Source organism: Pseudomonas sp. DTU12.1, from assembly GCF_009873475.1.
GTDB classification, from domain to species: Bacteria; Pseudomonadota; Gammaproteobacteria; order Pseudomonadales; family Pseudomonadaceae; genus Aquipseudomonas; species Aquipseudomonas proteolytica.
Genome location: NZ_CP045254.1, coordinates 3371292 through 3385839, shown reverse-complemented (window position 1 = coordinate 3385839; position 14548 = coordinate 3371292). Strand labels below are relative to the sequence as shown.

The 14548-nt window shown below is 62.0% G+C and carries 15 protein-coding genes; 4 read left to right on the top strand and 11 right to left on the bottom strand.

The window, feature by feature from the left end; translation table 11 throughout:
* Positions 1-10 precede the first annotated feature (10 nt).
* Positions 11-325, bottom strand: a complete 315-nt coding sequence (locus GDV60_RS14605) for a c-type cytochrome (protein ID WP_029291248.1) — start codon at positions 323-325, stop codon at positions 11-13.
* A 24-nt stretch (positions 326-349) separates the two neighbouring features.
* Positions 350-1918, bottom strand: coding sequence for a nitrite reductase (gene nirS, locus GDV60_RS14600; protein WP_224791098.1), 1569 nt, complete (start codon positions 1916-1918; stop codon positions 350-352).
* Between the two features lie 302 nt (positions 1919-2220).
* On the opposite strand from nirS, the gene GDV60_RS14595 reads away from it, so the two are divergent.
* From GDV60_RS14595 to GDV60_RS14585, 3 genes are read left to right on the top strand one after another with little or no spacing between them, the layout of a single operon-like run.
* Positions 2221-2997: a CbbQ/NirQ/NorQ/GpvN family protein gene (locus GDV60_RS14595; protein WP_029291253.1), complete on the top strand. Its 777-nt coding sequence runs from the start codon at positions 2221-2223 to the stop codon at positions 2995-2997.
* Positions 2981-3547: a cytochrome c oxidase subunit 3 gene (locus tag GDV60_RS14590; RefSeq protein WP_104912472.1), complete on the top strand. Its 567-nt coding sequence runs from the start codon at positions 2981-2983 to the stop codon at positions 3545-3547. The genes GDV60_RS14595 and GDV60_RS14590 overlap by 17 nt, the downstream gene beginning before the upstream one ends.
* Entirely contained in the window at positions 3544-3765 is a 222-nt protein-coding gene (locus tag GDV60_RS14585; protein ID WP_256679303.1) for a cytochrome C oxidase subunit IV family protein, read from the top strand. Before GDV60_RS14590 ends, GDV60_RS14585 begins: the two co-directional genes overlap by 4 nt.
* Before the next feature lie 162 nt (positions 3766-3927).
* On the opposite strand, the gene GDV60_RS14580 is transcribed toward GDV60_RS14585, so the two are convergent.
* From GDV60_RS14580 to GDV60_RS14540, 9 genes are all read right to left on the bottom strand, one after another.
* Entirely contained in the window at positions 3928-5250 is a 1323-nt protein-coding gene (locus GDV60_RS14580) for a carbohydrate porin (protein ID WP_159907814.1), read from the bottom strand.
* A 165-nt stretch (positions 5251-5415) separates the two neighbouring features.
* Positions 5416-6186 carry an SDR family NAD(P)-dependent oxidoreductase gene (locus GDV60_RS14575; RefSeq protein WP_104912680.1) on the bottom strand — a complete coding sequence of 257 codons (771 nt, stop codon included), beginning with the start codon at positions 6184-6186 and terminating at the stop codon, positions 5416-5418.
* Between the two features lie 148 nt (positions 6187-6334).
* On the bottom strand, positions 6335-7393 hold the full coding sequence (rhaT, locus tag GDV60_RS14570) for an L-rhamnose/proton symporter RhaT (RefSeq protein ID WP_029291264.1): 1059 nt from the start codon (positions 7391-7393) through the stop codon (positions 6335-6337).
* Between the two features lie 43 nt (positions 7394-7436).
* A complete protein-coding gene (gene rhaM, locus GDV60_RS14565; RefSeq protein ID WP_169851606.1) occupies positions 7437-7757 on the bottom strand; it encodes an L-rhamnose mutarotase in 321 nt (106 codons plus the stop codon).
* Positions 7757-8641 (bottom strand): amidohydrolase, encoded by an 885-nt coding sequence (locus GDV60_RS14560; protein WP_070994238.1) that lies wholly within the window; start codon positions 8639-8641, stop codon positions 7757-7759. The genes rhaM and GDV60_RS14560 overlap by 1 nt, the downstream gene beginning before the upstream one ends.
* A 67-nt stretch (positions 8642-8708) precedes the next feature.
* Complete coding sequence (gene aldA / locus GDV60_RS14555; protein ID WP_029291268.1) at positions 8709-10142, bottom strand: aldehyde dehydrogenase; 1434 nt, start codon at positions 10140-10142, stop codon at positions 8709-8711.
* Positions 10143-10152: 10 nt separating this feature from the next.
* Positions 10153-10953 (bottom strand): aldolase/citrate lyase family protein, encoded by an 801-nt coding sequence (locus GDV60_RS14550; protein ID WP_104912470.1) that lies wholly within the window; start codon positions 10951-10953, stop codon positions 10153-10155.
* 11 nt (positions 10954-10964) lie between these two features.
* Positions 10965-12149 (bottom strand): L-rhamnonate dehydratase, encoded by a 1185-nt coding sequence (rhmD, locus tag GDV60_RS14545; protein WP_159907812.1) that lies wholly within the window; start codon positions 12147-12149, stop codon positions 10965-10967.
* 17 nt (positions 12150-12166) lie between these two features.
* Positions 12167-13462 (bottom strand): MFS transporter, encoded by a 1296-nt coding sequence (locus GDV60_RS14540; RefSeq protein ID WP_159907809.1) that lies wholly within the window; start codon positions 13460-13462, stop codon positions 12167-12169.
* A gap of 122 nt (positions 13463-13584) precedes the next feature.
* On the opposite strand from GDV60_RS14540, the gene GDV60_RS14535 reads away from it, so the two are divergent.
* Positions 13585-14529 carry a LysR family transcriptional regulator gene (locus tag GDV60_RS14535; RefSeq protein ID WP_029291275.1) on the top strand — a complete coding sequence of 315 codons (945 nt, stop codon included), beginning with the start codon at positions 13585-13587 and terminating at the stop codon, positions 14527-14529.
* The last annotated feature ends 19 nt before the right edge of the window (positions 14530-14548 follow it).

Genomic DNA, 14548 nt, shown 5'->3' with positions numbered 1-14548 from the left:
CTCCTTGTGCTTATTTGAGGCTCAACACCCATTGGGCGAGGGTCAGGGCTTCGGCATCGGTGACTTGGTTTGGCGGCATCGGAATCGGCCCCCAGTTACCCTGGGTACCGTTCTTGATATGGCCGGCCAGGGTCTTGTCTGCGTCCTTGACCCCGGCGTTCTTCGCCGCGACTTCCTTGAGCGCCGGCCCCACCATCTTGCTGTCGATGGTGTGGCAGGCGGCGCAGGGTTTGCTCTTGAACAGCGCCGCACCATCCTCGGCAAGCGCCGTGGACAGGCTTAACGCCGCGCCCAGGGCCGCGAGTGCAAGCAGGATATTTTTCATTGGGTTGCCTCTTGTTGATGAAGCTCAATAGATATCGAATTGGGTGTTGTAAACGTTGAACTTGCCGGTCGGGGTAATCAGGCGCTTGTCCCTGATCACGTTCTTGAGCTTGAGGGTCTTGTCATCGACCACGACCAGCGCCGACTCCTCTTCCTGGCCGTTCCACACCGAGAACCACACTTCATCACCCGCCTTGTTGTATTCCGGCTGCACCACGCGCAGGGCGCCTTGCTTGATGCCGGACCATTCGGCAATCGGCAGCACGGTGTAGCCGGCGTCGAGCTTGTCGATGTTGAACACGGCTACCGACTGGCTGAGCTTGGTGTCGGGGTTGAGGGTGGTGTCGACGTAGAGGTTTCGCGAGTTGGGGTGGGTCTTGATAAACAGCGAGCCACCGCCCTGGCCGTTGAGCGATGTCACTTGCTTCCAGGCGTACTGCGGGTGCTTGACCGGGTCGGTACCAATCACTGAAACACCGCCGTCACCCAGGTGGCTGGTGGCCCACACCGGACCATATTGCGGGTGCACAAAGTTGGCGCCACGACCGGGGTGCGGGGTCTTGCCCACATCCACCAGAGCGGTGAGCTTGCGCTCCTTGGAGTCGATGACCGCGACCTTGTTGGAGTTGTTCGCCGCCGTCATGAAATAACGATGGGTACTGTCCCAACCGCCGTCATGCAGGAACGGCGCGGCGTCGATGGTGGTGATGGTGAGGTTCTTGATGTCCTGGTAATTGACCAGCATCACCTTGCCGGTTTCCTTGACGTTGACGATGAACTCCGGCCATTCGTGGGAGGCGATGATCGCCGCTACACGCGGTTCCGGGTGGTACTCCTGCTTGTCCACGGTCATGCCACGGGTAGAGACGATCTGCTTGGGCTCCAGGGTCTCGCCGTCCATGATGGTGAACTGCGGCGGCCAGTAGGAACCGGCGATCGCGTACTTGTCTTCGTAGCCCTTGAACTTGGAGGTCTCCACCGAGCGGGCCTCGATGCCCACCTTGATCTCGGCGACTTTGGTCGGCTCGACGGGCCACAGGTCGATCATGTCGATCTTGGCGTCACGGCCGATCACCAGCAGGTAGCGCCCGGAAGCGGAAATCCGCGAGATATGCACGGCATAGCCGGTGTCGATGAGCTTGACGATTTTCTTGCTGTCGCCGTCGATCAGGGCGATTTTGCCGTCGTCACGCAGGGTGACGGAGAACAGGTTTTCCAGGTTGAGCTTGTTGAGTTGCTTCTTCGGACGGTCTTCGGGCTTGACCAGTACCTTCCAGGTCTTGAGGGTTTCGGCCATGCCCCATTCCGGTGGCGTTGGCGCGGTGTGCTGGATGAAGGTGGCCATGCTGGTGATCTGCGCTTTGGTCAGCGCATTGGAGGTGCCCCAGTTCGGCATGCCGGCGGGGGAGCCATAGGTGATCAAGGCCTCCAGGTACGCCTGGCCACGGGCCTGGGTGATGTCCGGGGTCAGCGGCTTGCCGGTGGCGCCTTTGCGCAACACTCCATGGCAACCGGCGCAGCGCTCGAAGTAGATCTGCTTGGAGGCATCGAACTCGGCTTGGCTCAAGTCGGGTGCGCCGGGGCTCTTGACCATGGCTGCAGCCGGTGCGGGTGCCGCCGCGAAGGCCTGGGTTGAGAGGGCCAGGGCCAGCGCGCAGCTGAGCCCGGCCAGCGTCAGTACAAAGGGTGTTTTGTTGCGAGTCAGCATTCCATATCTCCTCAGGCAAGACCTTTGCGATCCGGGTAGAACGCAGGTTCTTAGTGCCAGCAGAGACTATGTCGCGGTGGGTGAATGACCGCTTGACGGCGATCAAGTTTGCCTTGAGTACGGCTTGCCAGGTTGTCGCAGGCCCCCGTAGCGTGGCGGTCAAACCCGTTGTCCATGCAAGGTGCGCCATGACCGAACCCTTCTATCAAGCCGTCAACAACGAACATGAGTTGTTCGAACACGCCTGGCGTCACCGCATGCCGGTGCTGATCAAGGGGCCCACCGGCTGCGGCAAGACCCGCTTCGTGCAGCACATGGCCCACCGTCTGCAACTGCCGCTGTATACCGTGGCCTGCCACGACGACCTCAGTGCGGCCGACCTGATTGGCCGTCACCTGATCGGCGCCCAAGGCACCTGGTGGCAGGACGGCCCGCTGACCCGCGCGGTGCGCGAAGGGGGCATCTGCTACCTCGACGAAGTGGTCGAGGCGCGCCAGGACACCGCCGTGGTCTTGCACCCGGTGGCCGATGACCGTCGCGAGCTGTTCCTGGAGCGCACGGGCGAAGTCCTCAAGGCGCCGCCGTCGTTCATGTTGGTGGTGTCCTATAACCCCGGTTACCAGAACCTGCTCAAGGGCATGAAACCCAGCACGCGCCAGCGTTTTGTGGCGATGCGCTTTGGCTATCCATCGACACTCGAAGAAGAACGCATCGTCGCCCGCGAAGCCCAGGTCGACAGCGCCCTGGCGGCCCAGGTGGTGCGCCTGGGGCAAGCCTTGCGCCGGCTTGACCAGCATGACCTGGAGGAGGTGGCCTCTACGCGCCTACTGATCTTCACCGCCCGCCTGATCGCCGCCGGCATGCCGCCCCGCGAGGCGTGCATGGCCTGCCTGGCAGAAGCGCTGAGCGACGACCCGCAAACCGTCGCGGCCCTGATGGATGTGGTTGATGTTCACTTCAGTTGACCGGCGCCTGCCGGGTGATCTGGCGATGTGGTTTTTTATCCTTGCCGAACTCTCGGTGTTTGCGATTCTGATCCTTGCCTTTGCCGTGACCCAGACGCTACGGCCCGAGGTCTTTGCCGAAGGCCGCGCACAACTGGACACCTCCACCGGCCTGGCGATGACCCTGAGCCTGCTGACGGCCGGCCTGCTTGCGGCGTTGGCCCAGCAACAGGCACTCGCCGACCGCTCGCGGCGGGCGGCTGGGTTATTGGTACTGGGGTTGTTGGTGGCGCTGGTGTATGTGTGGATCAAACTCAGCGAGTACGGCCACCTGGCCGCTGCGGGGTTGGGGATGGAGCACAGTACGTTTTTTACCCTGTATTGGATTTTGACCGGCTTTCACTTTTTGCATGTACTGCTGGGGATGGTGATCCTGGCGTGGTTGGCGTTGCGCTGTTGGCGCGGGGCTTACGGGCCGGGGCGCCAGTCGGGGATGGAGTCCGGGGTGTTGTATTGGCATATGGTGGATCTGGTGTGGGTAGTGTTGTTTCCGTTGGTGTACGTGTTGTGAGGCTGCTGGCGTGCTGGACGGCGCTGGTGCTGCTGAGCGTGGGTGCCGTCATGTCCGGTGCTGCGGGGTGGTGGTGGGCAGTGGTGCTGGCCGCAGTAGCCAAGGCCTGGGTGATTGCCGATGGGTTCATGGAACTACGTCACGCGCCCCTGGGATGGCGAGCCGCGATGTTGGCCTGGCCGGTGGTGTTGGTGGCGGGGATTGTGGTGATGCGTTAAGAACGCTGTAGTGCGACCAAAATCCAACCCCTGTAGGCGCGGGCTTGCCCGCGAAGGCGGTGTGTCAGCCCAAGCATAGGTTGCCTGGTACGCCGCCATCGCTGGCAAGCCAGCTCCTACCGGGACTGCAGCTTCGCGCTCCGGCTCTGCGGCCAACCTCTCTCAGAAGTCGGCAATAAACTGCACCCCACCCACCACTGCACCGTTGGTTTGCGTCAACCCTCCAGGGTATTTCACGTATTGCAGGTTAGGCCGCACCATCAGCCATTGGGTGGCCTGTACCCCGTAGTTGACCTCATAACTGTACTCACGCTTTTGCTCAGGCACATACAGCGGATCATCCATGCCCGTCACTCCATTGCGCGCGTTGAGCGCCTGGGTGTTGTCGGTATAGCGGTCACTGACCTGCAACTTCGAAGCGCCGATGCCAAAAGTGTCATCTGGCCGCGAGTCGAAGGGCCCTCGATAGATCAGCCCCACCTGTACCAGGCTCTTGATCACGCTTTTATGCGGATCATTCATGGTCAGGTTGGCAAACACGTTAAGTCCGCGCTTGTTGTTGCCATCGACCGTGGTCAACTGCTGTTGGCCCGACAACCACCAGCCGGCATTGCCTGAATACATCCGATAAGGCTTCTGGCTGCTGGCCGCGTAGTTGCCGTCGGCGTCCTTGAGCATGTCCTTGGTATCGGCATTGGTGTAGTAATAACCGGCGTGGTACTCCGAACTCAGCCCGCCAAACTGCCCCTTCCAGATGGCTTCGATGGGGAAGCTGGTACCTTGGGAGCCGCTGATAAACGGCTTGAAGCCGTTGCTCGCCTCAGCGTTGCCAGGGTTCTTGTCGTAGGCGCCAATCTGCATCGCGAACTCATCGGTGAACTGGTACTTGGCGCGCACCGCCCACTGGCTGATGGGGAAGCTGTTCCACACGCCATTCCAGTTGCCTTCCTGGGAGCCGCACAGGGTGACGTTCTGGAATTCGCAGGGGAACTGGTCAAAGTCCTCGCCATGGCCGAAGCGCCCCAGTTTCAGGGCGAATTTGCGCTCGAAGAATTTCTGCTCGTACCAAAATTGCGACAGGCGCCAGGCATTGCCGCCGCCAAACACTTCCATGGTCGAGGTCAGGCCGGTGGCGTCGGGGTGATGCACGCGGTCATTGGTGATGTCCTTGCCATGGCGCTCGCCGATGCCGATGCGAAAGGTCGCGTCCTGCCAACCCCAGAGTTTTTGCAGGTCCATGGTCACGCCGAGGATCAACTGGTCGCTCCAGCGGGCGGTCATGTGGGAGTCGTAGCCGCCACCGAGGTTGGAGCCCGCTTCGCCGACATACTTGAGGGTAAAGTCGTAGCCCTGCTCGGCCAGTTGCGGGCGCAGGCCGTTCCAGTCGCCGAGCATGGCGGGGGAGGCAGGGTCGAGCAAACCGGCGCTCAGGGCGCAGGTGGACACCGTGCTGCAAAGTAGGGCCAGGGGGAGGTTGATGCGCATGAATGCTCCTTGGTTTTATTGTTGTTATCAGGGGTAAAACACAAATTCCAGGCACACACAGACCCCCAATGTGGCAGCGGGCTTGCTCGCGATGGCGGTGTGAAGTGCGACCGCTATCGCCGGCACGCCGGCTCCTACAGTGGATGTGTGGTGTCGGGGGAAGGGTTACTGCAAGTTGACGAACAACCCGCCATCGACCAGCAACGATGCACCGGTCACGTAGCGCGCCATATCGGAGGCGAGGAACACGATCGGCCCGGCGACGTCGTCCGGCTCACCCAGGCGGCCCAACGGCGTGCGCGAGGTCATGTAGGCGAGTTTTTCCTCGTCAGCCAGGTCTTCTTTGTTGATGTCGGTGGCGATAGTGCCCGGCAAGACCGAGTTGCAGCGGATGCCATACGGCCCCAGGGCGATGGCGCAGGACTGCATCAGCGAATGCAGGCCGGCCTTGGTCGGCGTGTAGTGGGTCTGCATGCCGCCGCCCACCAGGGCGCTGATGGAACTGACGGCAATGATCGCACCGCCACGCCCCTGGTTCTTCATTTGGTTGGCCGCTGCCTGCACCGCAAAATAGGCGCCGTTGAGGTTGGTGTTGACGGTCTTGAGGTACACCTCGCGCGGCATGTCGAGGAAGGAGTGGAACGGGCAGATACCGGCGTTATTGACGAACACATCGACACTGCCAAAGGCCTTGACCGCAGCGGCCACCAGCGTGTCGCCGGTGTCCGGGTCGGCGGCATCGCCACCCACTTCAATGGCCTGGCCGCCGAAGGCGCGGATCTCTTCGATCAGCGACAGCGCGGCGTGTGTGCCTTGTTCGCTGCCGCTATGGCCGATCACTACGCGGGCGCCCTGGCGTGCGCACTCGCGGGCGGCGGCGCGGCCGATGCCACGGGAGGCGCCGGTGATGATCACGGTTTTGTCTGCTAGCAACATCATGGGAAATCTCCTGAAAAAATTAACGCTGTTGTAGGAGCGAGCTTGCTCGCGAAAAACGTCAACGATAACGCGGGCTTAGCGGCTAAACGCGGCGTCATCAGGTTCTTCGCGAGCAAGCTCGCTCCTACAAAAAGACATTGCGGCCTCAGCCGAGGTAATTACCGTAGCCAACCATGGCAATCGCGCCGAGGATCACCGCGATCCCGGCCACCAGCACGCTTTTGTTGGTCGCGCTGGTGCCGTGCCATTCGCGCAAATACAGGCCCCAGCAATTGGACACAATGATGATGAAGGACATGTGCAGCACCCATGAACTGGCGTCGTTCTGCAAGCGGCTCTCGCCCATGCCATAGAAGAAAAATTGCAGGAACCACAGGGTCCCGGCGCACGCCACCAGCAGGTAGTTGCGCAACAGCGGGGTGCTGCGGTCGGTGTAGTTGTGGAACGTGCGGTTGCGCCAGTTCAGCCACAGGCACCAGATGCCGTTGGTCGTCAGGCCGCCCCACATGATTACCATGAACGTCACGTTGTTCTGGAACAGGCTGTTGGCACCATGTTCCACCGCTGCAGCGGCCAGTGGGCGCCCGGCGGAAATGCCATAGCTGAAACACGCGCTCAGCACCCCGGAAATCACCGCCACCAGCATGCCCTTGCCCAGGGCGAACTCGCTGACACTGGCTAACTTCACTGCCTGGGACACTTCCCGTTCCTTGATCAACCCGGCCTTGCCGCACACCGCGATGCCGATCAGCGACACGGCCACGCCCCATAGCACCCAATGGCCGCCTTGTGATGCCAGCATCGAGGTCAGGGTGCCCTCTGTCTCGTGGGTGAACAGGTCGCGGTACAACGCTGGCATCAACGCACCGAGGGCCGAGGTCAGGCCCATGATCAGCGACATGCCCAGTGACAGCCCCAGATAACGCATGGTCAGGCCGAACGTCAGCCCGCCGATGCCCCACAGCACGCCGAACATATAAGTCCAGAGCAGGGTGCTGGTGTCGGCGTTACGCAGGATCTCGACCCAGCCGGGTACGGTCAATTGCGCGGCAATCAGCGGCACGATCAGCCACGACACGAGGCCACCGGTGATCCAGTAGCTTTCCCAGGCCCAGCCACCGACTTTTTTGTAGGGGATGTAGAAACTGCCGGAGGCAAAGCCGCCGATTAAATGCAGAATCACACCGAGGAGAATGATTTCCACGTGTTCGAATCCTTTTTATTGTGGTGGTAAGCAGATGAATGGATCAGTCGGGCGTGAGGCTGAACATCGGTAGCAGGTCCATGCTGACCGGCGAGTTATCCGGGTGGCTGGGCATGATGTCGTGCATGTAGTGCCACCAGCGCTGCATCAGCGCAGTGCCGGGCAGGGCGTCGAGGCCATGCACCGCTTCGTGGGTCAACACTGCAAACAGTGCGTTGCTGGGCTCGTCGAGGAAGATCCGGTAATCCACCACGCCGGCATCGCGCAGGGCCTGGGCCAGCTCCGGCCAGATCTGGTCATGGCGCCGACGGTATTCGTCGGCCATGCCGGGGTTGAGGTTCATGCGAAAGGCGCGGGTCGGCATCAGAGGCCTCCAGGGGGCAGGGTCGGGCTGTAGATGCGCACGGCGTTGTGCAGGAAGAATTTTTCCTGGACGGCCTGTCGCTGATCAGCCATGCAGCGTTTGACCAGGCCCAGGGTGGCGGCGAAATCGGCGAGGTGATCGCTATTGGGCCAATCGCTGCCAAAGAAGCAGCGGTCTTCGCCAAACGCGTCCCACAGTACGGCCAGGCGGTCGTTGTAAAACGCGCTATCGACAATCAAGCCGTTGGGCCCGTGCTGGGGGATTTCTGCCAGCTTGGCAAATACATTGGGCCGTTCGGCCAAGCGCAACAGGTCTGCATGGTAGGCCGTTTCCTGGCCCACAGGGATCTGGGCGTTGGGCAGGTGATCGATAATGATGCGCAGCTCGGGGAGGGCATCGCTCAGGTGCAACAGGCCCTTGATCAGCCGCGGGTCTGGGTTGGCGCTGTCCAGGCAACGGCCGCAATCGGCAAGCTGGCGCAGGCCGTCGATAAACCCGGGACGTGTTTGGTCGACCAGCAAATCACGGTCCCACAGGTTGCCGTAGCGCAGGCCAAGGAACAGTGGCTCGTAGGCCAGTGCCGCAAGTTCGCCGGCAAACTGCGCGTGCAGCGGGTCGAGATTGCCGACAAAGCCAAGCATTCGCGCATCGCTGCGCAGGGTTTCCAGCAACCAGCGGTTATCGTCGCGCCACGGGCTGGCTTCTACCGCAATGGCACCGATCACGTTATGTCGGGCCGCCAGCGCCCAGTAGTCTTCAGGTAAATGTGCGGCGTACAGGCGGTTGCCCGGCTCGGGCCACGGGATACCCTGAGGGCGGCGTGGGTCGAACAGGTGCAAATGGCTGTCGATGATCGGGCCGCTGTAGAGGTTGGCAATGCTCATTGCGCAATCCTTGTTGGAAGGGTCGTTGTGAGGGCCGGCACTCACATGCCGTGACCGTTGCACCACCTCAGCTCTGCAGGTACACCACGTGGGTATGGGTGTACTCGTACAGGCCGTGTTTGCCATCGGCGCCGCCGATCCCGGATTTGCGCACGCCGGCATGGAAGCCCTGCATCGCCTCGAAGTTCTCGCGGTTGACGTAGGTTTCGCCAAAGTCGAGTTCGCGCACTGCGTGCATCGCCTTGCCCAGGTCACGGGTGTAGATCGAAGAGGTCAGACCATAGTCGCAGTCATTGGCCAGGGCGATGGCTTCGTCGAGGTCGTCGATAATCTGGATCGGAAGCACCGGGCCGAAGATTTCTTCGCGCATGATATCCATGTCGGCGCGGCCACCGGCCAATACCGTCGGCTGAAAGTGAAAGCCGGCGCCGAGGTCGGCAATCTGCCCGCCGGTAACCAGGCTGGCACCTTGGGCCAGGGCCGTGCGCACCTTGCGGTTGACACTCTCCAGACCCTGGCGGTTGATCAGCGGGCCCATTTCCACATCGGCCTGGGCCAGTGGGTCGCCGTAGCGGGTGGCGGCCATCGCCGCGCTGATGCGCTCGATAAACTGGTCGGCGACGCTGCGTTGTACATACACACGTTCTGCGCAGTTGCACACTTGGCCGCTGTTGATGATCCGCGAGTCACGAATGGCTTTGACGGCCAGCTCCAGGTCGGCATCGGCCAGGACGATGGCCGGCGCCTTGCCGCCCAGCTCCAGGTTGAGCTTGGTGATGTTCGGTGCCGCCGCGGTCATGATCCGCGAGCCAGTCGCGACGCTGCCGGTGAAGCTGATCATGTCCACGCCCTTGTGGGCGGTGAGGGCGCCGCCGACCTGGCCGTCGCCGCAGACTACGTTGAATACCCCGGCCGGCAAGTCGGTCTCGGCCACCAGGCGGGCGAACTCAAAGCAGTTGTTCGGTGTTTCTTCGCTGGGCTTGATCACGATGGTATTGCCGGTCAGCAGAGCCGGGGCCATCTTGCGGGCGATGAGGAAGAACGGGAAATTCCACGGCAGGATCCCGGCCACCACGCCCAGGGGTTTGCGGAACAGGAAGATGTTTTCGTTGGGCCGGTCGCTGGTGATGATCTCGCCTTCGATGCGGCGCGCCCATTCGGCCATGTAGTCGAGGTAGTCGGCGGTGAAGTTGACTTCGATTTCGGCCAGGCTGCTGATCTTGCCCTGTTCTAGTGTGACGGTGCGGGCCAGGTGCGCGACGTTTTCCCGCAGCTTGGCGGCGATTCGTCGCAAGTGCCCGGCGCGCTCGATGGCCGGTTTGCGGGACCAGTCTTTTTGCGCTGCGCGGGCGGCGGCCAGGGCCTGGTCGACATCTTCGGCAGTGGCGGCCGGCACCTTGGACAGCAGTGCGCCGGTGGCCGGGTTCAGCACGTCGATGTGCGCGCTGCTGGCGGTAAAGCAGCCGTTGATGAAGTTCTGGTAAACCGGAACGGATGGCATGGCAGGCTCCTTAGTAAGTGCGCGAAGGCGCTTTAGCGTCGGCGGCAGGGCGGTAGCGGGCGAGGGTACTTTGGGCGCTCTGGCGCAGCAGGCTGATATCAATGGCCACCGCGATAAAGCGGCAGCCCCAGGCCTGGTAACGTCGGGCGTCTTCTTCATTGGGTGCAAGAATGCCGCAGGCCTTGCCCGCAGCGAGCGTAGCGCTGACCGCGTGCTGGATGCGCTCCTGGACTTCGGGGTGGCCGGGGTTACCGGCATGGCCGAGGCCGATGGACAGGTCAGCGGGGCCGATAAATACCGCGTCCACGCCTTCGACGGCGGCGATAGCCTCGACGTTTTCCACGCCCAGGCGCGACTCGACCTGAACGATCAGGCATAGCTCTTGATGGGCGGTCGTGAGGTAATGGTCGACGCCATCCCAGCGCGTCGCCCGGGTCAGGCCGCCGCCCACGCCACGGATACCGTGGGGCGGATAACGCATGGCGCGCACCAGGGCCTGGGCTTGCTCGGCGGTTTCGACCATGGGGATCATCAGGGTCTGCGCGCCGAGATCCAGCAGTTGCTTGATCAGGTTGGCATCGCCGCTGACCGCACGCACCACGGGCGCGGTGCTGTACGGCGCCACTGCCTGCAATTGATTGAGCACGCTGGGCACGGTGTTCGGCGCGTGTTCGCCGTCAATCAGCATCCAGTCGTAACCTACGCTGGCGACAATTTCTGCGGCGTAGCCGGTGGCAAAACCCGCCCAGATCCCGTATTGGCTGACGTCCTGCCGCAGGCCGGCCTTGAACGCGTTGTGAGGCATTTTCATGGTGAAATTCCTTAGCGGTTATACGGACGGTGCAGTTGGCAAGCGGGGTTCAGGTCTACGCCGAAGCCCGGCTTGTCGAGTACCGACAAGCGCATGCGGCCATTGATCGGCACCGGTTCGCCCAGCAGTTGCGGGTGGAACATCGGCACCACTTCGTCGGCCTTGGGCGCCATCATCAGGAATTCGGCGAACGGGCTGTTCTGCCGGGTGGCGACGAAGTGGTAGCTATAGACCGAGGAACCGTGCGGCACCACCATGGCGTTGTGCGCGTCGGCCAGGGCGGAAATTTTCACCAGTTCTGTCAAGCCGCCGCACCAGCCGACGTCCGGCTGGATAATGTCGCAGCAGCCCATCTCCAGGAGCATGCGAAAGCCCCAGCGGGTGGCTTCATGTTCGCCGGTGGTGACCAGCATGCCCTTGGGGACGTTGTTGCGCAGCGCTGCGTAGCCCCAGTAATCGTCGGGGGACAGCGCCTCTTCAATCCATTTAAGGCCGTATTCGTGGGCGCCAATCGCCAGTTTGGTGGCGTAGTTGAGGTCCAGGCTCATCCAGCAATCGAGCATCAGCCAGAAGTCCGGGCCGACCCGCTCACGCATGGTCGCCAGCTCTTCGAGGTTTTTGCGCAAGCCTTCTTCACCTTCGGCCGGGCCGTGGTGCAGGGGCATCTTGCCGCCGATAAAACCCAGCTTCTGCGCCAGGTCCGGGCGCGCGCCGGTGGCGTAGAACTGCAGTTCATCGCGCACCGCACCGCCGAGCAATTGGTGTACCGGTTCCTGGCGGATCTTGCCGAGCAGGTCCCACAGCGCCAGGTCCACGCCGGAGATGGTGTTGATTACCAGACCCTTACGCCCGTAATACAGAGTGGACTGGTACATCTGGTCCCAGATTTTCTCGATATCAGTGACGCGTGCGCCTTCAAGGAAACGTGCCAGGTGTTTCTCAACGATATAGGCCGCAGGTTCGCCACCGGTGGTCACGGCAAACCCAACGGTGCCGTCGCTGGCTTCTATCTCCACTACCAACGTGCCGAGCACATTGATCCCGAAACTGCGGCGGCTCTGGCGGTACTCGGGGTACTTGCTCATGGGCGTGGAAATGTGGTCGTCGATCCAGTGACCGTCAGCCTGGTCGTGATAGTCCGCGCCACCGCCGCGCAACACAAAAGCGCGGACGTGTTTGATGGTGATGTTGCCCATGGTGTGACTCCTGAAAATTAAACAGTGGCCGGCGTGTTCGACGCTTTTTGGCCGGGGGAATGGATACCCAGCACCAGCAACGCAGCCAGTACCGTGGTGGCGGACAGCAGGTACAGGCCGGCTGCCGGGGAGTTGAAGGCGGTTTCCGCCCAGTTCTTCAGGACCGGGGCGATAAACCCGCCCAGTGCGCCAAAGGAGTTGATCAAGGCAATTCCTGCAGCTGCGGCGCTACCTGCCAGGTAGCTGGACGGGAAGGTCCAGAACACCGGCTGCACGGCAATAAATCCCGAGGCGGCGAAGCACAGGGCGAGCATGCCCAGCAATGGGTTGGCGAATGTCACTGAGCAGGCGATGCCGGCGGCAGCCATTAGTAAGGTGAGCGATGCGGTGCGCCGGCGCTCGCCGCTGCGGTCGGAATAACCGGGGATCCACCACGCGGCGAACAGCGCGCACACCCAGGGAATCGCCGAGACCAGCCCGACCATCAGGCCGACCTTGGTGCCAAGCAAACCACTGACCTGGGTCGGCAGGTAAAACACCACGCCGTACACACTGGCTTGGATCAGCAGGTAGACCAGGCACAGGTAAAGCACCGACGGCTGGCACAGCACGCTGAGCAGGCTGCGGCCATGGGAACCTTTGTGCTGGTCTTCGGCGTCCAGCAGGTCCTGGATCTGGCGGCGCTCCTCAACGGTCAGCCATTTGGCGTCGGCGGGGCGATTGTCCAGGTACCAATAGGCCCAGATCCCCACTGCCGAAGCCATCAGGCCCTCCACGACGAACAGCCATTGCCAGCCATGCAGGCCGCCGAAGCCGTCCATTTCCAAGAGCAGGCCAGACAGCGGGCTGCCGAAGATGAAGGCCAGTGGCGCGCCAAAGTAGAAAAAACCCATGGCCTTGCCGCGTGCGGCCTGGGGAAACCAGTAGGTGAGGTAGAGGATTACGCCAGGGAAAAACCCGGCTTCAGCCACACCCAGCAAGAAGCGCAGGATGTAGAAGCTGGTTTCGTTGTGGGCAAACATCATTGCCGCCGAGACCAGGCCCCAACTGACCATGATCCGGCACATCCACAGGCGGGCACCGACGCGATGCAGGATCAGGTTGCTCGGCACTTCGAGCAAGGCGTAGCCCATAAAAAACACCCCGGCGCCAAAGGCGAAGGCGGCGTCGCTCAGGCCGGTGTCGGCCTGGAAGGCTTGTTTGGCGAACCCGACGTTGGCGCGGTCGAGGAAGGCCATGATGTACATCAGTAGCAGGAAGGGCAGCAGCCGCCAGGAAATTTTGGCGAGCAGGGACACGGGTAGCGTGGTCATCTTGAAGTCCTTTTGTAGGGCTTTGTTCTTATGGGCCGGACTGTACGGCGGCCGAGCAATGCGCTACAAATCGAATCTCGCTCATAAGCGATAACCTCAGGGTATCGATAGTAAGGAAAAGAATGAGTAGTCCGCTGATCTCCCGCAGCCTGTTCAACCGCCTGCGCTACAAGCATTTGCATATGCTGGTGGCCTTGAGTTCGAGCCAGAACCTGCACCGTGCTTCCCAGGCCCTGAACATGTCGCAACCGGCGGCCACCCGCATGCTGCGCGAGATCGAGGACATGTTTGCCTGTGACCTGTTCGAACGCTTGCCCCGTGGCATGCGCCCCACGGCGTTGGGCAAGGAGTTGATTCGCTTCGCCGAATCGGCACTCAGCGGCCTGGACCGCTGCGCCGAAGACTTGATGGCCCGCCAGCAGGGCGGTTATGGCTACCTGGCCATCGGCACCATCATGGGCGCCGCGCCGGACCTGGTGATGGACTCGATTGCCCAGATCAAGTCACTCAACCCGCAACTGCGCATTCGCATTATGGGCGACACCAGCGACCAGGTGATCCAACTGCTGGAACAAGGGCGTATCGACCTGGCCATCGCCCGTCGTAACGCTGCCACAAATAGCGAGCATTACAGCTTTGAGCCGTTGGGCAACGAGCGCCTGCTGGTGGTGGTACATGCCGGGCATCCGTTGGCGCAGCGCGCGAGCTTGCCGTTGGAGGAACTGGTCAGCGACTGGCCGTGGATTCTGCAACCGGAAAGCAGCCCGGCACGCATCGGCTTTGACGAAGCGTTGCAGCGCCTGGCCTTGCCCCTGCCGGCGGACATCATCGAATGCAGCTCGGTGTATTCCATGCAGCAACTGATCCAACTGACCGATGCAATCATGGTGCTTTCGGAAAGCGCCCTGCGTGATTACCTGAAGATGGGCCTAGTGGTCGAGTTGCCAGTGGAGCTGGAAGTGACGCTTGCGCCATTTGGCATCTTGCTGCGCAAGGGTGAACCGGTGAGCCACGAGTTGGGGTTGTTTATTGATCTGCTGCGGCATAAGGCCAGGGCGCTTGATTAACAGCCTCCGCCCGTCTACC